Source organism: Jiella mangrovi (assembly GCF_017815135.1).
Lineage (GTDB): Bacteria > Pseudomonadota > Alphaproteobacteria > Rhizobiales > Rhizobiaceae > Jiella > Jiella mangrovi.
In genome coordinates this window covers 294,767-319,871 of sequence record NZ_JAGJCF010000003.1, presented here as the reverse complement: position 1 = coordinate 319,871, position 25,105 = coordinate 294,767, and the positions used below count along the sequence as shown (strand labels likewise).

Sequence of the window (25,105 nt, the reverse complement as noted above, 5' to 3'; positions counted from 1 at the left end):
GAAGGAAGAAATATTTGCCAGGCGACCAATCGCGGCCGCACCGCAGAAACCGGCGCCTCCGGCTAGCGCGAGACGAAGCAGCTGCCGCCGGCTGATTTCAGGTCGCCGCACAGACGCCCGCCCTCCGTCTTGGAATCGACCGGAACGCGGACCCGGTAATAGGTGCCCTTGCCGGGAATGTCGGCCGACTGGATGACGACGTTGCGCCCCGCGATCACGCTGCTGTAGCGCTGGGTGAGGTTCCGCGAGGATGCCTCCGCCGCATCGCGAGACGGCTGTGACGAGATCTGGACGTAGTAGCCGTCATGGACCGGAGCGGAGGCCGGTGCAGACGCCGCCGTTGCAGGCTGCGCCTCGATGGCCGCCGTGCGGATCGGCTCGACATTTTCAGGTGCCGCCGCAGGCTGGGCAGAAGCGACAGGCTCGGCAGCGGCAACAGCCACGTCACGCGGCTCCGCGCCTTGGCTGTGGGAGGGCCTGATCGTCGGGACCGGAACGTTCGGCGCCGGAACACCTTGATCCGCCGAAGCGGCTTCGACCGGAGCTTGCGCGTCGCTGGAAGCCGTCTGCAGACCATCGGCGCTGGCAGCGTCCGCCGTTGTACCGATGTCCTGTGTCGTGGCGAGCGGCCGCGCCGACGCTTCGATCAACGGACCGCGATTCGACGTGTCGGCGCCGGCGTCGCTGCCGGCATCGCTGACGACGAGCGTGCCGTCGGAGCGGACCGAATAGGTCTTGGCGCGGCGCGGCGACAGCACGCCGATCGGCGACGCTTCGCTGTAGGCGTCGGCTTTCTGTGTCGAATCACCCTGTCGGTCGGCAGCATTGGCCGTACCGACGCCGAGTTCCACGCCCGGAAGATCGGACAGCGGCGGGTTTTCCGTCGGCAGGTCGATCGGGGCTTCTTCGGCACTCACCAGCGTCTTCTGTTCGGGGGTGACGATGGCGTCACCGCTCTCGACCCGGCTGTAGACCATCTTGTTCTGATTGGGGATCTGACGGCCACCGGGGTTTTCCGGCTTGACCTTCACCGGATCGGGATCGGCCCGCACGATCAGGACCGAGCCATCGCCGGCCGTCCCTTGCGTGCCGCCCATGAAGAAATACGCGCCACCGGCGGCAAGGGTCAGCGCGATTGCGCCAATCCCTGCCCCGATGAAGCTGCTGCGCCCGACGTGACCGCGGGCGACGACGGCAGCTGCCGGGCGCGATGCGCGCAGCTCGTCGTCCTCGTCGTCATGCCGCTGCGCCCTTGCATCGTCCTCCGCGCGACCCGCCACCTCGAAGGAGGCCGGCCAATCGGAACTGTCGAACGCCTCGTCCGAAGCCGCCTCGGCAAAGCCGGCGGGCGCGGTCGGCGCTGGCTGCTTGAGCGCGGCGAGCTCACTGGCGATGAGCTCGTCGAAATCGTCGAACACCTGCGCGCTGCTGTCGTCCTCGGCAACGACCGGCTTGCGATCGGGCGCGAAGGCCTCCGCGTGGTGGATAGCCGATTGCCGCGGATTGGCCGGCTCCGACAGGCCGAGCAGCGCCTTTTCGAACTGGTCGTCGAACGCAAAGGACGCGGCCGTGGCGGCGGCAGCAGCCGCCTTGCCCTCTTTGGCCGATGGATGCCGATGCTCCGCAGTAGAAGCGGCATCGTCCTTTTGCGGCTTCGGCGCTTCCGCCTTCGCGGCAACCGGTTGAGGCGCGGCCTTCACCGGGGCCTCCGGCTGTATGGCAGTTTGCTGCGGCTTGGGCGCCGTGGCCTGCGCTGTCGGCGCAGCCGGCTTTGCCTGCGGCTGAGCGGACTGGGCCGCCGGCGCTGCGGGCTTTGCCTGCCGAGCCGGAGCCTCGACCGAACCCTGCGCGGCGGGTTGCTGCGGCTTTGCCGGCTGGGCTGCCTGCGAGGCAGCCTGTGCCTGCGGCCGCACGGTCTGAGCTGGGGTTTGCGGTGCCTTCTGCGCTTGCGCGGCCGGCTTTACGGGCTGCTGCGGAGGCCTTTTGGCCTCGGCATTTGCCGGCGCAGCCGCATTCGGCTGTGGCTTTGCCCCCTGCGCAGCGGTCTGCTGGGCATTCTGGCCCTGCGGCGCCTGCGGCTGAGGCTTTGGCGCCTCGGCATTCGGCGACGGGACGGCGGCGTTGGCTTGAGGCCTCGGCGCCTGACCGGCGGGCCGCGCAGTGACGTGCTGCGGCTTTGCGGCCTCGGCTTTCACGGCCGGCTGAGGCTGGTTGTTCTGTGGGGGCTGCGGCGATGTGGGCTGGCGGTTCGTGGCAACGGCTGCGACCGCGCCGTTGCCGGCGGCCGCCGCATCCCCGGATTCGTCCGAAAGCTCGACGTCGAAATCCGCCGCCGCAAGGTCGAGAGCGTCGGCCAGCTCTTTCGTCAGCGCCGCACTCATCGCAGCATCGCCGAAGGCGTCGTCCTCAGCCATGGCCGCACCGGATCCGGCGTCGAGAGCCGGGGCGCCAGCGTCGTCTTTTGCCATGTTTGCAGAATTGGTGGGCGCAAGACCGGCCGCGCTTCGAAAAGCCTCGGCGGGATCTCGCCCTGTGGTTGACTGCGACTGTAGCGGCCCTTCGAGAATCCGGGCGAGTTCCTCGAACGGGTCGTCCAGCTCGGCCTCGAACGTTTGACCACCCTTTCGGGCGGAACCGTTATGGTCCCCCAGCGACATGATTATCCCCGCTCTTCCCCGCGTGAAGGCCCCATCCTCCACAGTTTCGATGGCTAGGCGAGGAAATTGGCCAAAGCGTGGTGACCTAGCGCATTTCTTCCGGCGCATCGGCGCCGATCAGATCGAGACCGACGAACAGGACGGTCGCGACCGCTTTGACGAGCCCAAGCCTCGCAATCGACAGTTCTGGCTGATCTTGGTTAACAAACCGTAAGTCGGGCAAGTCTTTGCCGCGATTGTACTGGCCGTGAAACGCTGCGGCGAGGTCGTTCAGATAAAAGGCCAGCCGGTGCGGCTCTTTGGCCTCGGCGGCCTGGCCGATCAGCCTTGGAAACTCCGCGAGCTTGCGAATGAGGCCGATCTCGCCAACATCGCCGAGCCCCTGCAGCGCAGCGACCCCGGTCTTGTCGTATTCGGGAATCGTCAGTCCCGCCTCGGCCGCCTGCCGGAAGATCGACGCCGCCCTCGCATAGGCATACTGGACATAAAAAACCGGATTGTCCTTCGACTGTTCCGTGACTTTCTTGAAGTCGAAGTCGAGCGGGGCATCGCTCTTGCGATAGAGCATCATAAAGCGCACCGGATCACGGCCGACCTCTTCGACGACTTCCGCCAGAGTGACGAAGTCGCCGGAGCGTTTCGACATCTTCACCGGCTCACCGTCGCGGTAGAGCTTGACGAGCTGGCACAACACGCAGTCCGCTTTCGCCGCGCCGCCCGAGATGGCCTTCGCCACCGCTTCCAGCCGCTTGACGTAACCGCCATGGTCGGCGCCGAGCACATAGACCATCTCGGAAAAGCCGCGCTCGTACTTGTCGCGGAAATAGGCGACGTCGGCGGCGAAATAGGTGTAGGCGCCGCTCGACTTGATCAGCGGCCGGTCCTGGTCGTCGCCGACTTCGGTCGAGCGCAGGAGGGTCTGCTCACGATCCTCCCAGTCCTCGACGACCTTGCCCTTCGGTGGCTCCAGCGTGCCCTGATAGACGAAGCCCTTGGCCCTCAGGTCGGCGATCGCCTCGGCGATCCGGCCGCCATCGGCGTCGTGCAGCGTCCGCTCGGAGAAGAACACCTCGTGCTCGACGCCCAGAAGCTTCAGATCGGCGCGGATCATCGCCATCATCGCTTCGACGGCCCGGTCGCGAACGATCGGCAGCCACTCCGTCTCGTCCCTGCCAAGGAGCGTGTCTGAGAACTCTTCGGCCAGCGCGGCGCCGACCGGCTTCAGATAATCGCCCGGATAAAGCCCCGCCGGGATCTCGCCGATCTCCTGGCCGAGCGCCTCGCGGTAGCGCAGATAGGCCGACCGGGCGAGAACGTTCACCTGCTCGCCGGCGTCGTTGATGTAATATTCGCGGGTGACGTCGTCGCCGGCGAAGGCCGCAAGCCGGGCGATCACGTCGCCGACCACGGCACCGCGCGTATGACCGACATGCATCGGCCCGGTCGGATTGGCGGAGACGTATTCGACGTTGATCTTGCGCCCGGTCGCAGCCCCGCGCCCGTAATTGCGGCCGGCATTCAGCAACTGTGCGAGATGATCGGTCCAGAAGGCCGGCCTCAGCGTCATGTTGATGAAGCCCGGCCCAGCGATCGACACCGTCTCGATGTCGGGATCCGCGCCAAGCGCAGCCACGATCCTTTCGGCGAGATCACGCGGCTTCATGGAAAAGCCCTTGGCCAGCACCATCGCGGCATTGGTCGCAAGATCGCCATGCGCGGCATCGCGCGGCGGCTCGACGGCCACGCGGGTGAAGTCGGCCTCTTTGCCTTCAGGAACAAGCGGTTGAACCGCTTTCTTCACCCGGTTTTCGAAATCGGCAAAGATATTCATCGATCAATCCTCGGTCGAACGGCCGGCTTGGCCACGGCATCAACGGGTCCGCCGCGTCCAGCATCACCGCCGCGTCCGGCAAGCGTTCCGGCAGCATTGCGAGCCAATCCTGTCGGCAAAATCCACGCGGATCGTCAGGCCCGGCAGCGCATGAATGACGAGCGACGGCGGCTATCGCAAATGCGGCACCGCGTCAAACAGGCGCTCATATTCGTTGATCGCATAGGTATCGGTCATTCCGGACAGATAATCCGCGATCCGCCGTATGAGCTGCTCCTCGCCGAGCCCGTCCACACCGCTGGCCCAGTCGCCCGGCATCAGGTCGGGGCGCTCGTGAAACCGATCGAACAGCGCCTCGACCATGCGCTCGGCCTCGCGCATTACGCTCATCACGCTTTCGCAGCGATAGACGCGCGCGAACAGGAAGCGCCTGGTCTGTCCGACGGCCGCTTCCATCTGCGGCGAGAAGCGCACGAGCTGGCGCCCGGCATTCCGAACATCGTCTGCGCTTTGCGGGCGCAGGTCCTCGAGCTCCTTCGCGGTGGTGGTGATCACGTCCTCGACGAGACGGGTGATATGCCGGCGCATGATCTCATGGATCGTTCGCGCCGGATCGAGCGCCGGGTATTTCGCGCGGACCTCGCGAAGAATGTCGCCGGCGAGATCGAGCTCCTCGATGTCGGCGAGTTCGATCAGCCCGGCCCGCAGACCATCGTCGAGATCGTGGGTGTTATAGGCAATGTCGTCGGAGATCGCCGCGGCCTGGGCCTCCAGATCGGCAAACCGGTCGAGGGCGAGCGGCATGACGGCGTTGAAGTCGAGGATGGGCCTCGCGACCGGGCGAAGCACCCCGTCATCGGCTGCGGCGTGGCGTCCAAGGATCGGCCCGTTGTGCTTGACGAGACCTTCCAGCGTCTCGAAAGACAGATTGAGCCCGTCGAAATCGGCGTATCGGCATTCCAGCGCCGTCACGATCCGCAGCGACTGGGCGTTATGATCGAAACCGCCGAACGCCGCCATCTTGCGGTCAAGCGCCCTTTCCCCGGCATGGCCGAAGGGCGTGTGCCCGAAATCATGCACGAGGGCGACGGCCTCGGTCAGATCCTCGTCGAGACGGAAGGCGCGGGCGAGTGCCCGGGCGATCTGCGAGACCTCGATCGTATGGGTCAGGCGCGTTCGGTAGTAGTCGCCCTCATAGGGCACGAACACCTGCGTCTTGTGCTTCAGCCGGCGAAAGGCGGCGGAATGGACGATCCGGTCGCGGTCGCGCTGAAAGGGCGTGCGGGTGGCGCTCGCGGGCTCGGCGACGAGGCGTCCGCGACTGAGCCGCGGATCCTCGGCGAAGCTGGCAAGGCCAGAGGGGCCGACGGCAATTTCCATCGAACGATGCGTCAAGACCATGGATCGACGCCTTCCTGCCCGAATTCGGCGATTGACCAGCCAGTCCCGCGTCCATACCTAAGAGACATGTTTCAAACAAGGAGCGACACGCGCCGCAACGCCGTGCCGACGATCAGATGAGCGAGACAGTTTCAAAGCCGGTCACCCTTTCGGACAGCGCGACCAGACGGATTTCCTCGATCCTGTCGAAGAGCGAGGGCAATCCGAGCCTTCGCATCTCGATCGAGGGCGGCGGCTGCTCGGGCTTCTCCTACAAATATGATCTCACCGAAACGCGCGAAGACGACGATCTCCTGATCGAACGGGACGGCGCGCGTGTTCTCGTCGATCCGGTCTCGCTCGCCTATCTCGATGGCTCGGTGATCGATTTCGTCGACGACCTGATGGGCCAGTCCTTCCAGATCCGCAATCCGAACGCCGTCGCGTCCTGCGGCTGCGGCACCAGCTTCTCGGTCTGACGGCGACGGCATGCTGATCGCCACCTGGAACATCAACGGCGTCAAGGCGCGCATCGATTCGCTCTGTGCCTGGCTCGAGGCCGCCTCCCCGGACATCGCCTGCCTGCAGGAGATCAAGAGCGTCGACGAGGGCTTTCCGCGCGCGCCGATCGAGGCGCTCGGCTATCACGTCGAGACATTCGGCCAAAAAGGCTTCAACGGCGTTGCACTCCTGTCGAAGCAGGCGCCGGCGGAGGTCCTGCGCGGCCTTCCGGGCGACGATACCGACGAGCAGTCGCGCTACATCGAGGGGCTGTGGAAGATCGACGGGCGGCGGCTGCGCGTCGCCTCGATCTACCTGCCGAACGGCAATCCCCTCGGCACCGAGAAATTTGACTACAAGCTCGCATGGATGGAGCGCCTGATCGCTCATGCCGGAACGCTTCTGGAAAACGAGGACGACCTCGTCCTCGCCGGAGACTACAACGTCATTCCGATGCCGATCGACGTCGCCAATCCCGAGGCATGGCTCGGCGACGCGCTCTTCCAGCCAGAGAGCCGCGCGGCTTTGCGCCGTCTCGTGAATCTCGGGCTGACGGACGCCGTTCGCGCATGCTCCGAGGCGCCGGAGACCTATACGTTCTGGGACTATCAGGCCGGCGCCTGGCAGAAGAACAACGGGATCCGCATCGATCACCTGCTGATCTCGCCCGAGGTTCAGGAGCGGATGGTGTCCGTCGGCATCGAAAAGCATGTTCGCGGCTGGGAAAAGCCGTCCGACCACGTGCCGGTGATGATCCAGCTCGCGGCCTGAAGGCGCCCTCCGGCGAACGCCCGTCCTATCGGCCGTTACCCATCCCGTGAGCCAGCGGCACGAGACTCAGTTCTTGGCGCTGACCACCGGGCCGGCGGGCGGCACCGACTGCTGATCGACATAAAGCTGCGCCTGACGCCGGACCTCTTCATTGGCGACGGAGAAGGTCTCTTCCTGCAGCGGCCGGATCCATTTCTGGTCGCTCGGCCCCGCCTGTTTCAGGGCAAGGGTCAGCATTGCGAGCCCGCGCGTCGGCTCGGGCCGCAGCTGGATCTTCTTGCCGTCGAACAGGAGATAGCCGAGCAGCGCCTTGGCGCCGACATGGCCCTTCTCGGCGGCGAGGTTGAGCCAGCGGGCGGCCTGCCTCGGATTGGCGCGTCCCCCGTCGCCGTCGAGCAGCATCCGGCCGAGTTCGAACTGTGCCTTCGCGTCGCCGAAGAACGAGGCGGCATGGAAGTAGAACTGCCGGGCCCGCGGCAGGTCGGCGATCACCGGGCTGTTGGGAATGCCGGACTTCAGATAGTCGGCGAGCGCGACGACGGCGCTCGCGACATAGGCGGCATTCGAATAGCTGCCGGTCTCGTCGTCCTGATCGCGAACGATCTGCTCGAAGATCTTGAACGCCTCGTAGTCGTTCTCCGGCACGCCGTCGCCCTCGGCATACATCTTGCCGAGTTTCCAGCGCGCGCCGGGATGCCCCTTGTCGGCCGCGTAGCGCAGGGCCTCGAAGGCCTCGAGCTTCTCGCCGCGCTGATAGGCCTTGAAGCCGAAGGAAAACAGCTCCAGCGGCCCGGCGTCAGGGTTCACCTGAGCGTCCGGATCGAGCGCGTAACTCGCCTTGCCGGCCGAAAGAAGCGCGGCAAGGGCGAGTGCAACAGAAAGAGTGGTGCGACTAGATATCCGCATAGCAATGCTTTTCCGCAGCGCCGCCCGGATGGGTGACCGCACCATGGCGCGCCGTGCCGACCTGCTGCGCGTATTTCCAGATCGCGCCGGAGGCGAAATCGGTCTCGCGCGGAGCCCAGCTTGCCGCCCGCTCCTTCAGTTCGTCATCGCTGAGCGCGACATCAAGAGTGCCCTCCACCGCGTCGATGGTGATGACATCGCCATCCCTGATCAGGCCGATCGGTCCGCCGACAGCGGCCTCCGGTCCGACATGACCGACACAGAAGCCGCGGGTGGCGCCGGAGAAGCGACCGTCGGTGATGAGAGCGACCTTGTCGCCCATGCCCTGGCCGTAGAGCGCGGCCGTCGTCGCCAGCATCTCACGCATGCCGGGGCCGCCCTTCGGGCCCTCATAGCGGATCACCAGGACTTCGCCCTCCTTGTAGGAGCGCTCGGAAACGGCCTTGAAGCACTCTTCCTCCGAATCGAAGCAGCGGGCCGGGCCGGAGAATTTCAGGTTCTTCATGCCCGCGACCTTCACGATCGCCCCGTCCGAAGCCAGATTGCCCTTCAGGCCGACGACGCCGCCGGTGACGGTGATCGGGTTGTTGGCCTCGCGCACCACGTCCTGATGCGGGTTCCAGGCGATCTTTTCCATGTTCTCGGCAACGGTGCGGCCGGTCACAGTCATGCAGTCGCCGTGAAGATAGCCGTGCTCGAGCATGGTCTTCATCAGAAGCGGTATGCCGCCGGCCTCGAACATGTCCTTGGCGACATATTTGCCGCCGGGCTTCAGGTCGGCGATGTAGGGCGTCTTCTTGAAGATCTCGGCAACGTCGAAGAGATCGAATTCGATGCCGCACTCATGGGCGATGGCCGGCAGATGCAGCGCGCCATTGGTCGAGCCGCCGGTCGCCGCGACGACGGCGGCAGCGTTTTCCAGCGCCTTGCGCGTGACGATGTCGCGCGGGCGAATGTTGCGGGCGAGCAGCTCCATGACGATCTCGCCAGAGGCGAAGCAGAACCGGTCGCGAATCTCGTAAGGCGCCGGCGCGCCGCAGGAATAGGGCAGCGCAAGGCCGATCGCCTCGGCGACGGTCGCCATGGTGTTGGCGGTGAACTGGGCGCCGCAGGAGCCGGCGGACGGGCACGCGACCTGCTCGATCTCGTCGAGATCGTCGTCGGACATGTCGCCGACCGAATGCTTGCCGACAGCTTCGAAGATGTCCTGAACGGTGACCTGCTGGCCGCGGAAATTCCCCGGCAGGATCGAACCGCCATAGATGAACACCGACGGCACGTTGAGGCGCACCATCGCCATCATCATGCCCGGCAGCGACTTGTCGCAGCCGGCAAGGCCGACCAGCGCGTCATAGGCGTGGCCGCGCATGGTCAGCTCGACCGAGTCGGCGATCAGATCGCGCGAGACCAGTGAGGCCTTCATGCCCTGATGGCCCATGGCGATGCCGTCGGTCACGGTGATGGTGCAGAATTCTCGGGGCGTACCGTTGGCCGAGGCGACGCCCTTCTTGACCACTTGGGCCTGGCGCATCAGCGAAATGTTGCACGGTGCCGCCTCGTTCCAGCAGGAGGCGACGCCGACCAGCGGCTGATGAATTTCGGCCTTCGAGAGCCCCATGGCGTAAAGGTAGGATCGATGCGGGGCGCGTGCCGGCCCTTCGGTCACATGGCGGCTGGGCAACCGCGACTTATCGATCGATTTGACGTCCATGGAGTCCCCCTCGTCTTGCAGCCGACCCCTCCGCCGAGAGTTCAGCCAAGGATCGGGGTGACGATGTTTTGTGGCGGCAACTGGGCGCCGATACCGTCGGCATGACTATAGCCGGTGCAAGCCTGCAATAGTGTTGCCTCGAAATCACACGGCGATTTTCGCAAGAAACCGACGGAACCATCTGCCACCAAACAAAAAAGACGCGCCGTGAAAGGCGCGTCCTTTGGATCAGGTGAAGCTGACGCGGGCGTTGCGGCTGCCGCGAGGCAGGCGCAGCGTACATTGAAAGGTCAGAGCGTCCTTTGTGCGCCCATTCGCACGCACGGCGCTCCGAGATCAGAAGGTCAGCCGCATCGTGGCGTTGATGCCGTAGACGAAGTCGTCGCCGACCGTGGCATCGTAGTAGCTGCCTTCCGAGACGGACTGGCTGCCGCCGGTCCAGTAGCCAAGGAGGCCGCCCAGGCGAATCTCGGCCATCTGGTTCGCCTTGAAAGCGACCCCGCCCGAGAGCGTGTAGAGGTCCGTATAGGTGGTTTCCGATCCGGTCGAGACACCCCGGTCGTATCCGACGGCGATGGCAGCCGAAATCTGATCGTTGAAGGCATGTCCGACACCGACCTGGGCGGTGTAGCCGTCACGCCAGTTATAGGGAGAGTAGGATGAGGAGGTGCCGAGGACCGAGCTGGAAATGGTGCTGACGGAAGCCTGGTTAGTCGACCAGTCGGTCCAGCGGAACGAGCCGAGCACGAGCCAGCCGGGTGCAACGCCGGTCTGCGCCTTGATCTCCAGCGACTGCGGGCTGATCGCTTCACTCAGATAGGAATCGACCGGGAGGACCGTGCCGGCAGGCAGGGTCGGCAAAAGCGACGAGAGGATCGTCACCGTGCCGTCACCGCTGACGTCGTCGTGCTTGACCTCGGACCGGTACATTGCCTGGACCCGCAAGGCATATTCTGGAATTTCGTAGGCAGCGCCGATGCGGAAACCCGGCTTGTAGTCACCGTCGCTCTCGACCTCGATACGGCTGGTCACCGCCGCGATCGGAACACCCGCCGCCGCATAGCGAGTAGCGAAGCTTGTTCCCTCGAATTGGAAGTCCTCGACGAAAACGCCACCGAGCAGGCTGTAACGGCCGGAATCGGCCGTATAGCTGAGGCGACAGGTCAGCCCCAACTCCTTTGAATCGAAGGAGATCTTCTGAGTCCGCGACACTGCTGTCGCTGAGGTGAAGTCGAGGCGGTCGGCGGCGGAAGTGCTCTGCGTCGAGCTTACCTGTTCGGGGAGCGCTCCTTCCGGCAGGCCTGAATAATCAGCGCTGGCGGCAAAGGGCTCAGTCGCCGTTCCGGCGCAGCCGACCATGTCGTTGCCGAGCGAGATCGAATAGCTCGGGATCACATAATCGCCGGTGTAGTAGCCGCCATCGACGCTATCGCCATCGACCGAGGTGAAACCGCGCTGCGGATCGACATAGGTAAGGCCGGCGCGCATGTTGACGGTGCCGGGCTCGAACAGAATGTCGGTATCGGCCGTGCCGCGCTGAAAGCCGCCGGCGAAGGCGCTGCTGCTGGCAAGCGTCGCGATGACCGCTGCGATCGAAATGCTTCTGTGACCCAAGACCATGAATTCCCCCCTTATTTCGACGCCGGGCCGCCACGGCTTGATGACGTCGATTGCGGGGAAAAGCTTAATCCAAAAATGACGATCTGAGGATGGGGCTAATTTGCGGACCTACTCTTGCAGAATGTCTGTAAAAGTTCAATATTTTATAATTTCACTTGTTTTTCCGAAATATTGTTTCGCTCAATATTGCCGCCTTTCCTTGAAAGATGCCCAAAGATCAACGGCAATCAGGCTGTCTTTCTCGCATCGTTGCGGCGCATTCGCGGCGGGCCGTGGCGAAAATGTGACAAATTTTGGCTCTTACGCATACGTCAATCGCGGTGGTGACAATATTCGGCCGCGACAGGTGAAATATTGCCTGTAAAGGGGACGGGATCACTTGCGCTGCGGCGACCTCACGCAACGGGCGGGAGTGCTACGCCGCCGATGTCGTTCAGATGCCGCAAAGGCCGGTGGCCGAGCGTCCCGGCTGCGGGCCGCCGAGCTTCAATGATGAGTGAGCGAGAGGTCGCAAGCGGCGCGGCTTTCTCTATCGCTGTTTCAACCGCGCTCACCCGCCGGCTCGACGACCCGATCCGCCTCGAATCGTCCGAGCCGTTTGATCTCCCAGTCGAGCAGGGTGCCTGAGTTCTCAAGGACACGCCTGCGAACCGTCTCGCCGAGGCTTTCCAGATCGAAGCCGCTGGCCTGTCCGGTGTTGATCATGAAATTACAGTGCATTTCGGACATCTGGGCGCCACCGACCGTCAGGCCCCGGCAACCGGCCTGATCGACCTCTTTCCAGGCGGAGCGACCGGGCGGGTTCTTGAAGGTCGAGCCACCGGTCTTCTCCCGGATCGGCTGCACGGTCTCGCGATGGGTCTGGACCTCGTCCATCTTCGCCCGAATTTCGTCCTGCGGCGCCGAATAGCCCTCGAAGATCGCAGAGGTGAAGATGAGGTCGGCGGGCGCCTGGCTGTGGCGATAGGAATAGCCCATCTCGGCATTGGAGAGGACATGCCGTTTGCCCTTGCGGTCGATCGCATGGACCTCGACGACGCGCTCGACGGTCTCGACGCCGTTGGCGCCGGCGTTCATCCTGAGGGCACCGCCGATCGCGCCTGGAATGCCGTGATAGAAGTGAAATCCGCCGATGCCGGCGTCATGCGCCGCCGCGGCAAGCCGCTTGTCGGGGATCGCGGCGCCCGCGAGGATCCTGGTGTCCGAAATCTGCTCCGCGCGCCCGAACCCCTTGGCCGACAAGCGAATCACCCCCCCCTCGATGCCGCCGTCGCGCACCAGGAGGTTTGAGCCGACGCCAATGGGAAGCACCGGGATGTCATCGGGAAGATTTTGAAGGAAGAGCGCCAGATCCGCCTCGTCCGCCGGCTGGAACAACAGATCGACCGGTCCGCCGACCTGGAACCAGGTCAGCTTGCGCATCTCCGCACCGGCGGTCAGACGTCCGCGAACGCCCGAAAGCCGGTCGCCGAGAGCATCGAGAAGCGAAGTCATCCCCGGCTCCCGGCGCCGAGCTTCTCGAGTTCCTTCGGCAGCGCGTAGGCCCAGCCGGTGATCGAACCCGCGCCGAGAAAGACGACCATGTCGTTCGGCTCGGTTAGATTCTGAACGAGGGGCGCGATCTCCTGTGGCCCGTCGATCAACCGCGCGTCGCGATGGCCCCCGAGCTTCAGGCGCTCGACCAGCATCTCCGAATTGACGAATTCGATCGGCTCTTCGCCCGCTGCATAGACCGGCGCGATGACGACCGTGTCCGCATCGTTGAAGCAGGCAGCGAAATCGGCGAACAGCGATTGCAGGCGCGAATAGCGATGCGGCTGGACGATGGCGATGACACGGCCCTGCGCCGAGGATCTCGCAGCCGCGAGAACCGCCTTGATCTCGACCGGATGGTGGCCGTAATCGTCATAGATCGCGACGTCGCCGACGATCCCGGTCAGGGTGAAACGGCGCTTGACGCCGCCGAAGGATGCAAGCCCGGCACGGATGGCGTCGGCCGGAATGCCGAGACGGTGTGCGACGGCGATCGCAGCCGTGGCGTTCGAGACGTTGTGGCGGCCCGGCATCGGCAGGACGAGATCGGTGATCTTCTCGCTGCTGCCCGTCACCCTGTCCCGCAAGGTCACGTCGAACAGCGACTTGCCGGGTTCGAAGCGCAGATTCTCGAAGCGCACGTCCGACTGCAGGTTTTCGCCATAGGTGATGACCCGCCGGTCCTCGATCTCGCCGACGAGGGTCTGAACCTCCGGATGGTCGAGGCACATCACCGCAAATCCGTAGAACGGCACGTTCTCCACGAAGGCCCGGAAGGCCGCGCGCACGGCCTCGAAGGTGCCGTAGTGATCGAGATGTTCGGGGTCGATATTGGTGACGACGGCAACGTCGGCCGGCAGCTTGAGGAAGGTGCCGTCGCTTTCGTCGGCCTCGACGACCATCCAGTCGCCCTCGCCCATGCGCGCATTGGTGCCATAGGCGTTGATGATACCGCCATTGACGACGGTCGGGTCCATGCCGCCGGCATCGAGAAGCGTCGCGACCATCGAGGTCGTGGTGGTCTTGCCGTGGGTGCCGCCGATGGCGATCGCCTGGCGAAAGCGCATGAGCTCGGCCAGCATCTCGGCCCGCCGCACGATCGGCAGAAGCCGCTCGCGGGCGGCCGACAGCTCGGGATTGCTGCGGCGGATCGCGGTCGAGACGACCACCACCTCGGCCTTGCCGAGATTCTCCGCCGCGTGGCCGACATGAACGGTGACGCCCTTTTCGCGCAGCCGCTGGACATTGGCGTTTTCGCTCTGGTCGGAGCCCTGCACCGTGTAGCCGAGATTGACCAGCACCTCGGCGATGCCGCTCATGCCGATGCCGCCGATCCCGATAAAATGCACCGGTCCGATATTCGGCGGCATTTTCATGGCGTTATTCTCCTACCTTCGATTGGCCCTGTTCTTCGACACCGGGCATAGAGACAACAAGGTCCGCGAGCAAGGCGGCCGCATTCGGCAGGCTCGTCGCCCGAGCCGCGGCAGCCATCGCGGCGGCGCGTTCAGGGCTGCCGGCAATGTCCGCGATCAGACCGGCAAGACGCCCCGGCGGGAGCTCCGACTGCTGAACGACGATCGCCGCACCTTCGGCCTGGAGCTTTGCGGCATTGGCCGCCTGGTCGTGGTCGAGGGCGTAAGGAAACGGCACGAGGATCGCCGGGCGGCCGATGACCGAGATCTCCGAGACCGTGGAGGCGCCGGAGCGACTGACGACGAGATGGGCGGTGCCGATACGCTCGGCCATGTCGGAAAAGAAGGGCGACACGTCGGCTGGAATACCGTGCTCGGTGTAGAACGCACGCACCCTGGCCTCGTCCTCGGCACGGGCCTGCTGCGTGACGGTCAAACGCCTGCGGAGGTCCTCCGGCAGCTGCTCGATCGCACGGGGGACCGCGTCCGAGAAGAAAGACGCGCCCTGGCTGCCGCCGAAGACGACGAGGCGGAAGGGCTCGTCCGGGCCAGCCGCCGCATAAGGCCGTTCAGCCGCCTTTAGAACGGCGGGGCGTACGGGATTGCCGGTGACGATGATCTTTGCGGCAATCGCCGGCTCGGCGCTCTCCTGCGCGATGCCCGCCGCGATCCTGTCGACGCGGCGCGCGAGAAACTTGTTGGCCCGCCCCATCACGGCGTTCTGCTCGTGCACGATCGTCGGCCGGCCGGCACGCGTCGCGGCCATCAGCGGCGGCACCGTCGGATAGCCGCCAAATCCGACGACGACGGCCGGCCTGAGCTTGCGGACCAGGGCGCCCGCCTCGCGGAAGCCGCGCCACAGCGTCCAGAGGGTTTTGAAGATCGCGATGGGGTTTTTCGACGCGAAGGTCGCCGACCGGACGTGATGCACCTCCTTCACCGGAAAGCGTTCGGCAAACCGCCCTGCCCGGTCGTCCGTCACGAGCTCGACGGTATAGCCGCGCGCGATCAGCTCGTGGGCAAGCGCTTCGGCCGGAAACAGATGGCCGCCCGTGCCGCCGGCGGCGAGAAGAATGGTGGTCATGAGAACTCATCGAGAGGGCGATCGGAAGGGCGTTGGTTTTCGTTACCGCAAAATGCGGCGAAATCGACAGTTCCAGATCCGTTTGCGGCAGATTCCAGCGCTCTATCCCCAGGCCGGTCCCCAGGAGCACTTCGAAAACCTCGCCTGCCTCGGCTCCCGAGATGCGTCAGCACCCATTTACGTGGCGCGCATACGCGCCTGTTCGATAACCTTCCGAGACTCTGAGTTGCCTCACAGACCTTCGGAAAGGCGCCGTTCGGCAGCGTGAAAGCCAGAACAAAGAACTCCAGGAGATTATCGGTCGATCTCCCTCATTCATCGCCGCCATCCGACGCACAGCCAGACTGAGTCAGAAGCAAAGCCCTGCCACGATCGCATTTGGGCGCCGGGCGGCCCTACTGCGAGCGTTGCCGAGCCTTCGCTCGTGCGTGCGCCTGTTCCGTGATCCGCCGGGAGTCACGCAAAACCAAAGCAGCAATCACGAAGGCGCCAATCGGCAGCATCGAAGCGAGTAAAATCGTCTCGACCACACTCATCGATCCAGTTCCTTGAGCGAGCTTTTCGCCACTTTATGTAGTCCGAAACTCGCGACAAAGCAAAGCGGAGCGAAAATCGTCGCGAAGACGTAGTTGCCGGAACTGAGGACGATCGACGTCGGAATAGTGAAACCCCCGACGATGAAAACGCCGATTGCAATCCCGTTCATATAGGTCGCCTGCAACTTGATCTGTTCGCGTTCGCCTTCGGTCTTGTCCTTTACGAGGAACGCGCCGCCGGTGCCTTCGCTCTGCGGACTACGCTCCCGAGCTTCGAGCCCATCTTCGTCCGCCACCCCTCAGGCCGCCCCGTGCAACACCCAGGTTCTGTGCACGAGCTGGTCGGTATAGGAGCGGTTCTCGGCGCGCTTGCGCGTGAGGGCGAGGATGAAGCCGGCCGACATGGCGATCGCCAGCATCGAGGAGCCGCCATAGGAGACGAAGGGCAGCGTCATGCCCTTGGCCGGCATCAGCTGCAGGTTCACGGCCATGTTGATGATCGACTGCAGGCCGAAGATGAAGACGAGCCCGCAGATCGACAGCCGCACGAACGGGTCGCGCTGCTTCAGGGCCGTCGACAGGCCGCGCAGGACGATGAAGGCAAAGAGCGCCGCCAGCACCATGCAGGCGATGATGCCGAACTCCTCGGCGAGGACCGAGAAGGCGAAGTCGGTGTGGCTGTCCGGCAAGAGCCGTTTCACGGTGCCCTCGCCCGGCCCCTTGCCGATCCAGCCGCCGTTGAGGATCGCCTCTCTGGCCCGGTCGGTCTGGAAGGTGTCGCCCTCGCCCGTCCAGAACCGGTCGATGCGGCTCGCCACGTGATCGAACATGAAATAGGCGCCGGCCGCACCGACGAGGCCGACACTGCCGAGCATGACGATCCACAGCCAGGACAGGCCCGCCATGAAGACGAGACCGCCCCAGGCGCCGGCGACCAGCATCGTCTGGCCGAGATCGGGCTGGGCGACGAGCAGCGCCGTGACGATCAGAAGCAGGATGAGGGCGTAGAGATTGCCCGGAACGTCCGCACGCTTGACCTTTTCGGCAAGCAGCCAGGCGCAGATGACGATGAAGCAGGGCTTCATGAACTCCGACGGCTGGATGTTCAGCGGGCCGAAGTCGATCCAGCGCCGGGCGCCCTTGATCTCGGTGCCGAAGAACAGCGCCGCGACCATCAGGACGATCGCCCCGATCAGGATGACGAAGGACGCCCGCCTGACGCCGCGGGGCGACAGCAGCGAGGTCCCGAGCATCACCAGAACGGAGGGAACGAGAAAGAGCGCGTGACGCTTGACGAAGTGAAACGGCTCGAGGCCGATGCGCTCGGCGACCGGCGGGCTGGCCGCGAAGGAGAGCATGAAGCCCGCAACGAGAAGAATAAGGAATGCGGCGAGCAGCCACTTGTCGAGGCTGCGCCACCAGTCGGCGATGATCGTGCTCGTCGCCTGCCTCGTCGTTGCGCTCATCATCGCGTCTCTCCGCGCCTTCCTTCGACGTCCGGCAGGGCGGCCACCGCTTCGCGGAAGGCATCACCCCGGACTTCGAAATTACGAAACTGGTCGAAGCTTGCGCAGGCCGGGGACAACAGAACGACTGCCTCCTCGCCGGCCGCTTTCGCGTCGGCCGCCGCATGTTCGACGGCGACATCCAGTGTGCCAGAAATTTCGTAAGGAATTCGTTCACCAAGAGTCGCGGCGAAGGCCGGCGCCGCCTCACCGATCAGATAAGCCTTCGCGATGCGCGGAAAATACGCCTTCAGGGGCGTGATACCGCCCTCCTTGGGAAGGCCGCCGGCAATCCAGTAGATACGCTTGAAGGCCGCGAGCGCCGGGGCCGCGGCATCGGCGTTGGTTGCCTTGGAATCGTTGACGAACAGAACGTTGCCGGCATGGCCGACCTCTTCCATGCGGTGGGCAAGCCCCGGAAAGCTCGTGAGCCCTCTTTCGATCGCCGCGTCGTCGATCCCGAGAAGCGTCAGCGCAGCGACGGCCGCGGCGGCGTTCTGGGCGTTGTGGCGGCCGCGCAGCGAACCGACCGTCGTCAGATCGAAACTCGCCTCCGCAAAGCGCGGCATGCGGCGATGGAGCGCCTTGCCATCGAAGCCGATGCCCCGCGCCGGCACGGCGGCCTGGGAGATCCGCGTCACGAGAGTGCCGTCCGATTCGAGACCGTCGGCGATCTGGCGGCAAGGCTCGGTATCGATGCCGATCACCGCCATTTCGGCGCCCGAGACGAGCCGCGCCTTGATCGCCGCGTAGTTTCCCATGCTTCCGTGCCGATCGAGATGGTCCGGCGACAGGTTGAGAAGCAGACCGACAGTCGGCTCGATCGTTGGCGCAAGGTCGATCTGGTAGGACGAGCACTCGACGACATAGTGGCGCTTTGCAGCCGGCGGATCGAGCGTCAGGACGGCGACGCCGATATTTCCACCGAGCTGGGTGTCCTTGCCCGCGACCTTCAGGCAATGGGCGATCAGGGCGGTGGTGGTCGACTTGCCGTTCGTCCCGGTGATCGCGACGAAGGGCGCCGTCGGCGCTTCGGCGCGGCGCTGCAGGGAGAACAGTTCGACGTCGCCGATCACCGGCACCTGATGAAGGCGGGCGAGATCGACCGTCCAGTGCGGCTTCGGGTGGGTCAGCGGCACGCCGGGCGACAGCACCAGCGCGGCGAAGCCCGGCCACTCGGCGGCCCTGAGATCGGCCGTCGCAATGCCGGCGGCGGCAGCTTTCTCGACGCTTGCGGGATTGTCGTCGAAGGCCGTGACCTCGGCCCCGCCGGCGACCAGCGCCTCGGCCGTCGCAAGGCCCGATCCGCCGAGACCGAACAGCGCGACTTTCTGGCCGGCAAGGCAGGTGACGGGTATCATCGCGTCTCGTTCATCTCAGTTTCAGGGTCGAAAGGCCGACAAAGGCAAGCATGAAGGCAATGATCCAGAAGCGTACCACCACCTGACTCTCGGTCCAGCCCAGCTTTTCGAAATGGTGATGGATCGGCGCCATCAGGAAGACCCGCTTGCCGGTCAGCTTGAAGGACGCGACCTGGATGATCACCGACATCGCCTCGATGACGAAGAGGCCGCCGATGATCGCCAGGACGATCTCGTGCTTGGTGGCCACCGCGATGGCGCCGGTCATGCCGCCAAGCGCGAGCGAGCCGGTATCGCCCATGAAGATCGCGGCGGGCGGTGCGTTGAACCACAGGAAGCCGAGACCGGCGCCGATCACGGCGCCGCAGAGCGGCGAGAGCTCGCCGGTTCCCGCCACATAGTGGATCTGCAGGTAGTTCGAGAAGTTCACATTGCCGGCGATATAGGCGATCAGGCCGAGGGCGGCGGCCGCGATCATGATCGGCACGATCGCAAGCCCGTCGAGCCCGTCAGTCAGATTGACCGCATTGGCGGAACCGACGACGACAAAGGCGCCGAAGGCGACGTAGAACCAGCCGAGATTGAGCAGGAATTCCTTGATGAACGGAAAGGCGAGCGAGGTCGCGAAAGTGCCTGTCCCGGCATAGACGATCGCCCCGACCGCAACGCCGGCGATGAGGAATTCCAGAGCCAGACGCGCCCGGCCCGAAAAGCCCAGATCGCTCTGCTTCGTCACCTTCAGATAGTCGTCGTAAAAGCCGATCGCGCCGAAGCCGACCGTGACGAGGAGAACCGTCCAGACGTATATGTTCTGAAGATCGGCCCACAACAGCGTCGATACGAGAACGCCGGACAGGATCATCAGCCCGCCCATGGTCGGCGTCCCGGCCTTCTTGAAATGGGTCTGCGGCCCGTCGGCGCGGATCGGCTGCCCGCGGCCCTGACGCAGCCGCAAGGCGGCGATGATCGCCGGCCCGAACAGGAAGACCACGATGAATCCGGTGATCATCGCCGCGCCGGTGCGGAAGGTGATGTAACGGAAAACGTTGAAGATCGGGACGGTGTCGGCGAAGGTGCCGAGATAAGCGATCATCGAGCCTCTCCCTCCTTCACCGCCGCAGCGCCGGTCTCGTCAGACGGGGCCTTTGCCTCCGGCTTGGCTTCGTGGCGTGACAGCAGCGTTGCGACCAAGGGTGAGAATCCGATGCTTTTCGAGGCCTTGACGAGAACGACGTCGCCGCCGCGCATGGTGTTTTCCAGATCGGCGAGAAGCGCTTCGTTGCTATCGTGCCAGCGGCAGGCAACGTCGCCGGCCAGCACCTCGTCGAGCGCCTTCATCTCCTCGCCGGCGAGGAACACGATATCGACCTTCGCCGCAAGCACATGCTCCTTCAGGCCGGCATGGAGCTCGCGAGAGAAAGCGCCGAGTTCCAGCATGTCGCCGAGAATGGCGATGCGCCGACCGCCGTCCCGTGTCTCGGCCCGCGCCAGGACGTCGAGGGCAGCCCCCATCGAGGCGGGATTGGCGTTGTAGCTGTCGTCGATAAGGGTGACGGCCGAGCCGTCCTTCAGCGTCATGCCGTGCCGGGCGCCCCTGCCCTTGACGGCCCGCCAGTCGGACAGGGCCGCAGCCACCTTCCCGACGTCGGCGCCGATCCGCTCGGCCGTGCCGAGCACCGCGAGAACGTTCTGCGCCATGTGCCGGCCCGGCATGGACAGACTGACATTGACCGCCTCGCCGGCGATCTCCGCATCGATCCTGGCACCCTCGCGGGTCGCCTCGAAGGCGATCAACCGGAAGTCGGCATTATCGGCCTCACCGAACCTTGCGATCTTCGAGACGCCGGCCTTACGCGCGTAATCCTCCAGGAGTCCGCATTTCGGATCGTCGGCGTTGACGATCACGGTTCCGTCCGCGACGACCCCTTCGAAGATCTCCGCCTTGGCCTCGGCGATCTCGTCGAGATCACGGAAATGGCCGAGATGGGCCGGGGCGATCAGCGTGACGATGGCGACGTGGGGACGAACGAGGGCGACGAGCGGGCGGATTTCGCCCGGGTGGTTCATGCCGATCTCGAAGACGGCATAGTTCGTTTCGGCCGGAAGCCTGGCGAGCGACAGGGGCACGCCCCAGTGATTGTTGAAGGACGCGGCGCTCGCATGGACGCTCCCGACGGCTGAAAGCCCGTGGCGCAGCGCCTCCTTGGTCGTGGTCTTGCCGACACTTCCCGTCACCGCGACGACCTTGGCCCTGGAGCGCGCGCGCGCCGCTTCAGCCAGCCGCGAGAGCGCCTTCAGAACGTCGTCGACGACGAGCATCGGCGCCTGGACGTGGCCAAGGGCGGGAAGCTTGTGTTCGGCGACGACCACGAGGCCGGCCTCGGCCCGCTGGGCCGTCGACAGGAAGTCGTGTCCGTCGAATTGTTCCCCCTTGATGGCGAAGAAGGCGTCGCCTGGCTCGAGGGTGCGTGTGTCGATGGAGATGCCTGTCACGCCCTGCGGCAGGCTGCCCATCGGGCGCGCCTGCATCGCGTCGAGAAGGACGCTCGTCTCCCAAAGCATTTCGTTCATTCGTGAAGCTCCGCGATCGCCGACCGCACTTCTTCGTGGTCGTTGAAGGGATGCACCACGTCGCCGATCTTCTGGCCGGTTTCGTGTCCCTTGCCGGCAATGATGACCGTGTCCCCAGCCTTTGCCGTGAAAATCGCCTCGCGAATCGCCTCGCGCCGGTCGCCGATCTCCCTGGCGCCCGGTGCCGCCGCCATGATCGCGGCGCGGATCGTCGCCGGATTCTCCGACCGCGGATTGTCGTCGGTGACGATCACCACGTCCGCAAGACGCGTTGCGATCTCGCCCATCATCGGGCGCTTGGCCCGGTCGCGGTCGCCGCCGCAGCCGACGACGATGATGATCTTGCCTGTGGTGAACGGCCGGACCGATTCGATGACGTTCTGCAAGGCGTCCGGCTTGTGGGCGTAGTCGACGAAGACCGGCACGCCGTGGGGCGTCGTTCCGGTCAGTTCCAGGCGGCCGCTGGCGCCCTCGAGGCTTTCCAGCGCGGCCAGGGCTGTCGCGACCGGAACGCCTGCCGCGATGGCGAGCCCGGCGGCAACGAGGGCGTTCGACATCTGAAAGCTGCCGGCGAGCGGCAGGACGACCCGGTGGATACGCCCCTCCGCCTCGACTTCCGCGACTTGCCGGCTGCGCTCGTGTTCGAGCCGCTTCAGCGTCAGAAAGCCGCCCTTGCGTCCGACGGTCAGAACCTGCGCCGAAACGCCTGTGGCGACCTCGATCGCCCGGCCGGACCAGGCGTCGTCGGCGTTGATCACGGCCGGCGCGCCCTTCGGCAACCGCATCGTGAAGAGCCGCATCTTGGCCGAGAAATAGCTTTCCGCATCCGGATGATAATCCAGATGGTCGTGGCCCAGATTGGTGAAGGCGGCCGCGCTCAGCCTGATTCCGTCGAGCCGGCGCTGATCGAGCCCGTGGCTCGATGCCTCGATCGCGGCGTGGGTGACACCGTCCTCGGCAAGCTGTGCCATCAGTTCGGCAAGCGCGATCGGATCGGGCGTCGTCAGCGTTCCGTCGATGACGCGCTTGGGCGATAAGACGCCGGTGGTGCCGATCGAAGCGCTCACATGACCGGACTTCTCAAAGATCTGGCGCACGAAGGTTGCGACCGAGGTCTTGCCTGCCGTCCCGGTCACGGCAACGACGTGCTCCGGCTGAGCCCCGTAGAAACGGGCCGCCATCACCGCGAGGGCATGGCGAGGATCGGTGCTGCGAACGACCGGCAGCGCGGAGGAAACCGTCGCCGCCTCGTCGCACAGGATCGAGACCGCCCCGCGCGACTGCGCATCGGCGACGAAGGCCGTGCCATCGGCCTTGGTGCCCGGCAGGGCCGCGAACAGCGCGCCCGGCTTCACTTGCCGCGAATCGGCCGTGATCGCGGCGATCTGAGGATCAGCGTCGCCTTCGACCGCGCCGAGGCCATCTGCCAGAAGGGAGAGCTGCATGAACCCCAGTCCTTGCTTCGTCTACGGTCGACGAAAGGCCGGCCGGTTCCGAGATCTTCTAGTGGAGCGAGGTCGACTTTTGAATGCCGTCGACGCAACCACACGGACCAAATTTCAAATTCCCGCCCTCTGCCCGCCGACGCGGCATCTGAACGATCTAGTACGAGACGAGCAGCGACTTTCCCGCATCGCCGAATTGCGGGTGCACGCCGAGGAAGGTCGCCGACCGCCGGATGATGTTGCCGGCCATGACGGCCGCGTTCATACCCGCCGTCGCGTAGTATTTGCCCTTTTCGGGCTTGGGTTCGTCGATGACCGTCAGGACGATGTAGCGGGGCTTGTTCATCGGGAACGCGGCCAGGAAGGCGTTGAACTTCTTGGTGTTGGAGTAGCGGCCATGGACGACCTTGTTGGCCGTACCGGTCTTGCCACCCACCAGATAGCCGGGGACGTCGGCATTGTTGCCGGAGCCGCGCTGATCGGCGACGTTGAGGCGGAAGAGATAGCGCATCTCGTCACTGGTCTTCTTCGAGACCACCGTCTTTGCCAGGGCGTCGGCCTGTTCGGGCGTGCGCGGCAGGAATGTCGGCGGGATCAGCCGGCCGCCATTCATCAGCGCCGCGGCGGCGACAGCCGTGTTCATCGGGGTCGTCGAGACGCCGTGGCCGAAGGAGATCGTGATCGAATTGATCAGCTTCCAGACCTTCGGCTGGGTCGGCGTCGCGACTTCGGGAAGCTCGGTCTTCCATTTGCTGAGCAGGCCGAGCTTGGTGAGGAAGGCCTGATGCCCCTCGATCCCGACACGCTCGGCTTCCTGCGCGGTACCGATGTTCGAGGAGTAGATGAAGATCTCGGGCACCGAGAGGACACGGCGCTTGCCGTGGAAATCGCTGATCGAAAAGCCGCCGATCCGGATCGGCTTCGAGGCGTCGAAGGAATCGGTCAGCTTCACCTTGCCCGAATCGAGCGCCATCGCCGTCGTGAAGGTCTTGAAGGTCGAGCCCATCTCATAAAGGCCCGCGGACATGCGGTTCAGCCGGTTCTTGTCGAGCGCCTGTGACGGCACGTTCGGATCGTAATCCGGCACGGAGGACATGGCGATGACCTCGCCGGTCTCGACGTCGAGGACGATGCCACCGGCAGCCAGGGATTGGTAGCGCTCCATGGCTTTCGTGATCTCGTCCTGGACGATGTGCTGGACGCGCAGATCCATGGAAAGCTTGACGGGCGTCAGATCGGCCTCGCTGGCAAGCCCCGTATGCTGCAACGCCCGGAAGCCCTGGTCATCGATCCACTTCTCCATCCCCGCCGTGCCCTGATTGTCGACATTGACGTGGCCGACGATGTAGGCGGCGGTGCTTCGACCGGGATAAAAGCGGCTCTTTTCGGACCTGAAGCCAATGCCGGGGATGCCGAGATCGAGAATCGCCTGCTTCTGGCCGGGCGTCAGCTCACGCCGCAGCCAGGTGAAGCCCTGCTTGCCCGAGAGGCGCTTGTAGAGCCACTTGGGATCGAGATCCGGCAGGACCGTCAGGAGAAGTTCGCTGGCCTCGTCGGGATCGATGATCCGGCGCGGCTCGGCGAAGAGCGAGAAGGTGGTGATGTCGGTGGCAAGAACCCGGCCATTGCGGTCGAGGATCTGCGGGCGCGCCGACATGCTCTGGTTGGCGCTGCGGAAATAGGTCGCCGTCTCGGCCGGCTCGACGCCCCATTCAACGAGGCGCGCACCGATGACGAGGTAGACGGCCGCGAATAGACCGATGGCCAGAGCAAAGCGGCCCGAATTTCGCGGCGTTTCGGCGCCGCCCCGGCGACGGCCGAAGCGATCGTATTTCGAAACGCCGGGCTCGGTGCCGGCAGCCGGCGCCGGACGCACGGTCCGCGTCAGGAAGGCCTTGAAACGCTTCATTGTCCAGCCACTCCCGTATTGTAGGCATAACGCCCGGCGGGAGAGACCGGGACAGGCACGGAGCCGGGCGCCGGAAGAGCGCTCGGCGCCGGCAGCTCGTCCGGCTGTACGATCTGGTCAGGCTGAATCGGCTTCAGCTCGAGTTCGGCCGAATAGACGTCGATCAGACGCTGCAGCCGCCCGGGCTGATCGAGCAGCGTCCAGTCGGCCTGAAGCAGCGAAATCGTCTCGCGCTCGAGGGAGATCTTGCGATCGACCTTGGCGATCGCCTCTTCGAGCAATTCCGCATCATGCTTGATCTTGTAGGTGTAGGCCGCCGCCCCGAGCATGACCAGGATCAGAAGGATGTTCAGCGTCTTCAGCATGGTC

20 protein-coding genes are annotated in these 25,105 nt (G+C 65.0%); 2 read left to right on the top strand and 18 right to left on the bottom strand.

All coding sequences use genetic code 11. The features are described from left to right. Positions 1-62 precede the first annotated feature (62 nt). From J6595_RS06720 to J6595_RS06710, 3 genes are all read right to left on the bottom strand, one after another. The gene (locus J6595_RS06720; protein ID WP_209593677.1) at positions 63-2,414 is read right to left on the bottom strand and encodes an SPOR domain-containing protein; all 2,352 of its coding nucleotides are present in this window, start codon (positions 2,412-2,414) and stop codon (positions 63-65) included. A gap of 328 nt (positions 2,415-2,742) precedes the next feature. Beyond that, positions 2,743-4,488, bottom strand: coding sequence for an arginine--tRNA ligase (gene argS, locus J6595_RS06715; RefSeq protein ID WP_209593676.1), 1,746 nt, complete (start codon positions 4,486-4,488; stop codon positions 2,743-2,745). Positions 4,489-4,659: 171 nt separating this feature from the next. After that, positions 4,660-5,889, bottom strand: a complete 1,230-nt coding sequence (locus J6595_RS06710; RefSeq protein ID WP_209593675.1) for a deoxyguanosinetriphosphate triphosphohydrolase — start codon at positions 5,887-5,889, stop codon at positions 4,660-4,662. A 116-nt stretch (positions 5,890-6,005) separates the two neighbouring features. On the opposite strand from J6595_RS06710, the gene erpA reads away from it, so the two are divergent. Both erpA and xth read left to right on the top strand, forming a co-directional pair. Beyond that, a complete protein-coding gene (gene erpA / locus J6595_RS06705) occupies positions 6,006-6,347 on the top strand; it encodes an iron-sulfur cluster insertion protein ErpA (protein ID WP_209593674.1) in 342 nt (113 codons plus the stop codon). A gap of 10 nt (positions 6,348-6,357) precedes the next feature. Continuing rightward, on the top strand, positions 6,358-7,140 hold the full coding sequence (gene xth / locus J6595_RS06700) for an exodeoxyribonuclease III (protein ID WP_209593673.1): 783 nt from the start codon (positions 6,358-6,360) through the stop codon (positions 7,138-7,140). A 66-nt stretch (positions 7,141-7,206) separates the two neighbouring features. Here xth and J6595_RS06695 read toward each other — a convergent pair whose 3' ends face one another. The 15 genes from J6595_RS06695 to ftsL form a co-directional block, all read right to left on the bottom strand. Then, positions 7,207-8,046, bottom strand: a complete 840-nt coding sequence (locus J6595_RS06695; protein WP_209593672.1) for a tetratricopeptide repeat protein — start codon at positions 8,044-8,046, stop codon at positions 7,207-7,209. Then, positions 8,033-9,757: a dihydroxy-acid dehydratase gene (gene ilvD / locus J6595_RS06690; protein WP_209593671.1), complete on the bottom strand. Its 1,725-nt coding sequence runs from the start codon at positions 9,755-9,757 to the stop codon at positions 8,033-8,035. Before ilvD ends, J6595_RS06695 begins: the two co-directional genes overlap by 14 nt. 336 nt (positions 9,758-10,093) lie before the next feature. Further along, positions 10,094-11,377 carry an outer membrane protein transport protein gene (locus J6595_RS06685; RefSeq protein WP_209593670.1) on the bottom strand — a complete coding sequence of 428 codons (1,284 nt, stop codon included), beginning with the start codon at positions 11,375-11,377 and terminating at the stop codon, positions 10,094-10,096. Between the two features lie 540 nt (positions 11,378-11,917). Next, a complete protein-coding gene (gene murB, locus J6595_RS06680; RefSeq protein ID WP_209593669.1) occupies positions 11,918-12,871 on the bottom strand; it encodes a UDP-N-acetylmuramate dehydrogenase in 954 nt (317 codons plus the stop codon). Beyond that, the gene (gene murC, locus J6595_RS06675) at positions 12,868-14,286 is read right to left on the bottom strand and encodes a UDP-N-acetylmuramate--L-alanine ligase (protein WP_209593668.1); all 1,419 of its coding nucleotides are present in this window, start codon (positions 14,284-14,286) and stop codon (positions 12,868-12,870) included. The genes murB and murC overlap by 4 nt, the downstream gene beginning before the upstream one ends. Positions 14,287-14,290: 4 nt before the next feature. Continuing rightward, positions 14,291-15,409: an undecaprenyldiphospho-muramoylpentapeptide beta-N-acetylglucosaminyltransferase gene (murG, locus tag J6595_RS06670; protein ID WP_209593667.1), complete on the bottom strand. Its 1,119-nt coding sequence runs from the start codon at positions 15,407-15,409 to the stop codon at positions 14,291-14,293. A 395-nt stretch (positions 15,410-15,804) separates the two neighbouring features. Next, positions 15,805-15,945 carry a hypothetical protein gene (locus tag J6595_RS06665; RefSeq protein WP_209593666.1) on the bottom strand — a complete coding sequence of 47 codons (141 nt, stop codon included), beginning with the start codon at positions 15,943-15,945 and terminating at the stop codon, positions 15,805-15,807. Next, positions 15,942-16,241 (bottom strand): hypothetical protein, encoded by a 300-nt coding sequence (locus tag J6595_RS06660; protein ID WP_209593665.1) that lies wholly within the window; start codon positions 16,239-16,241, stop codon positions 15,942-15,944. Before J6595_RS06660 ends, J6595_RS06665 begins: the two co-directional genes overlap by 4 nt. 3 nt (positions 16,242-16,244) lie before the next feature. Continuing rightward, positions 16,245-17,414 (bottom strand): putative lipid II flippase FtsW, encoded by a 1,170-nt coding sequence (gene ftsW, locus J6595_RS06655; protein WP_209593664.1) that lies wholly within the window; start codon positions 17,412-17,414, stop codon positions 16,245-16,247. Next, entirely contained in the window at positions 17,411-18,811 is a 1,401-nt protein-coding gene (murD, locus tag J6595_RS06650) for a UDP-N-acetylmuramoyl-L-alanine--D-glutamate ligase (protein ID WP_209593663.1), read from the bottom strand. The genes ftsW and murD overlap by 4 nt, the downstream gene beginning before the upstream one ends. Before the next feature lie 10 nt (positions 18,812-18,821). Then, positions 18,822-19,904: a phospho-N-acetylmuramoyl-pentapeptide-transferase gene (gene mraY, locus J6595_RS06645; RefSeq protein ID WP_209593662.1), complete on the bottom strand. Its 1,083-nt coding sequence runs from the start codon at positions 19,902-19,904 to the stop codon at positions 18,822-18,824. Next, the gene (locus J6595_RS06640) at positions 19,901-21,382 is read right to left on the bottom strand and encodes a UDP-N-acetylmuramoylalanyl-D-glutamyl-2,6-diaminopimelate--D-alanyl-D-alanine ligase (RefSeq protein ID WP_209593661.1); all 1,482 of its coding nucleotides are present in this window, start codon (positions 21,380-21,382) and stop codon (positions 19,901-19,903) included. The genes mraY and J6595_RS06640 overlap by 4 nt, the downstream gene beginning before the upstream one ends. After that, complete coding sequence (locus J6595_RS06635; RefSeq protein WP_209593660.1) at positions 21,379-22,827, bottom strand: UDP-N-acetylmuramoyl-L-alanyl-D-glutamate--2,6-diaminopimelate ligase; 1,449 nt, start codon at positions 22,825-22,827, stop codon at positions 21,379-21,381. Before J6595_RS06635 ends, J6595_RS06640 begins: the two co-directional genes overlap by 4 nt. Positions 22,828-22,984: 157 nt before the next feature. Further along, positions 22,985-24,736 (bottom strand): peptidoglycan D,D-transpeptidase FtsI family protein, encoded by a 1,752-nt coding sequence (locus J6595_RS06630; RefSeq protein WP_209593659.1) that lies wholly within the window; start codon positions 24,734-24,736, stop codon positions 22,985-22,987. After that, entirely contained in the window at positions 24,733-25,101 is a 369-nt protein-coding gene (gene ftsL / locus J6595_RS06625; RefSeq protein WP_209593658.1) for a cell division protein FtsL, read from the bottom strand. The genes J6595_RS06630 and ftsL overlap by 4 nt, the downstream gene beginning before the upstream one ends. Positions 25,102-25,105: the final 4 nt, after the last annotated feature.

What these genes read in the sequence shown, in the direction of transcription:
- murC (WP_209593668.1), bottom strand. Translation starts at nt 14,286, where the DNA reads ATGAAAATGCCGCCGAATATCGGACCGGTGCATTTTATCGGGATCGGC.
- J6595_RS06635 (WP_209593660.1), bottom strand. Translation starts at nt 22,827, where the DNA reads ATGCAGCTCTCCCTTCTGGCAGATGGCCTCGGCGCGGTCGAAGGCGAC.
- argS (WP_209593676.1), bottom strand. Translation starts at nt 4,488, where the DNA reads ATGAATATCTTTGCCGATTTCGAAAACCGGGTGAAGAAAGCGGTTCAA.
- J6595_RS06665 (WP_209593666.1), bottom strand. Translation starts at nt 15,945, where the DNA reads ATGAGTGTGGTCGAGACGATTTTACTCGCTTCGATGCTGCCGATTGGC.
- murB (WP_209593669.1), bottom strand. Translation starts at nt 12,871, where the DNA reads ATGACTTCGCTTCTCGATGCTCTCGGCGACCGGCTTTCGGGCGTTCGC.
- ftsW (WP_209593664.1), bottom strand. Translation starts at nt 17,414, where the DNA reads ATGATGAGCGCAACGACGAGGCAGGCGACGAGCACGATCATCGCCGAC.
- ilvD (WP_209593671.1), bottom strand. Translation starts at nt 9,757, where the DNA reads ATGGACGTCAAATCGATCGATAAGTCGCGGTTGCCCAGCCGCCATGTG.
- erpA (WP_209593674.1), top strand. Translation starts at nt 6,006, where the DNA reads ATGAGCGAGACAGTTTCAAAGCCGGTCACCCTTTCGGACAGCGCGACC.
- J6595_RS06640 (WP_209593661.1), bottom strand. Translation starts at nt 21,382, where the DNA reads ATGAACGAAATGCTTTGGGAGACGAGCGTCCTTCTCGACGCGATGCAG.
- ftsL (WP_209593658.1), bottom strand. Translation starts at nt 25,101, where the DNA reads ATGCTGAAGACGCTGAACATCCTTCTGATCCTGGTCATGCTCGGGGCG.
- mraY (WP_209593662.1), bottom strand. Translation starts at nt 19,904, where the DNA reads ATGATCGCTTATCTCGGCACCTTCGCCGACACCGTCCCGATCTTCAAC.
- murG (WP_209593667.1), bottom strand. Translation starts at nt 15,409, where the DNA reads ATGACCACCATTCTTCTCGCCGCCGGCGGCACGGGCGGCCATCTGTTT.
- J6595_RS06685 (WP_209593670.1), bottom strand. Translation starts at nt 11,377, where the DNA reads ATGGTCTTGGGTCACAGAAGCATTTCGATCGCAGCGGTCATCGCGACG.
- J6595_RS06710 (WP_209593675.1), bottom strand. Translation starts at nt 5,889, where the DNA reads ATGGTCTTGACGCATCGTTCGATGGAAATTGCCGTCGGCCCCTCTGGC.
- murD (WP_209593663.1), bottom strand. Translation starts at nt 18,811, where the DNA reads ATGATACCCGTCACCTGCCTTGCCGGCCAGAAAGTCGCGCTGTTCGGT.
- J6595_RS06695 (WP_209593672.1), bottom strand. Translation starts at nt 8,046, where the DNA reads ATGCGGATATCTAGTCGCACCACTCTTTCTGTTGCACTCGCCCTTGCC.
- xth (WP_209593673.1), top strand. Translation starts at nt 6,358, where the DNA reads ATGCTGATCGCCACCTGGAACATCAACGGCGTCAAGGCGCGCATCGAT.
- J6595_RS06720 (WP_209593677.1), bottom strand. Translation starts at nt 2,414, where the DNA reads ATGGCTGAGGACGACGCCTTCGGCGATGCTGCGATGAGTGCGGCGCTG.
- J6595_RS06630 (WP_209593659.1), bottom strand. Translation starts at nt 24,736, where the DNA reads ATGAAGCGTTTCAAGGCCTTCCTGACGCGGACCGTGCGTCCGGCGCCG.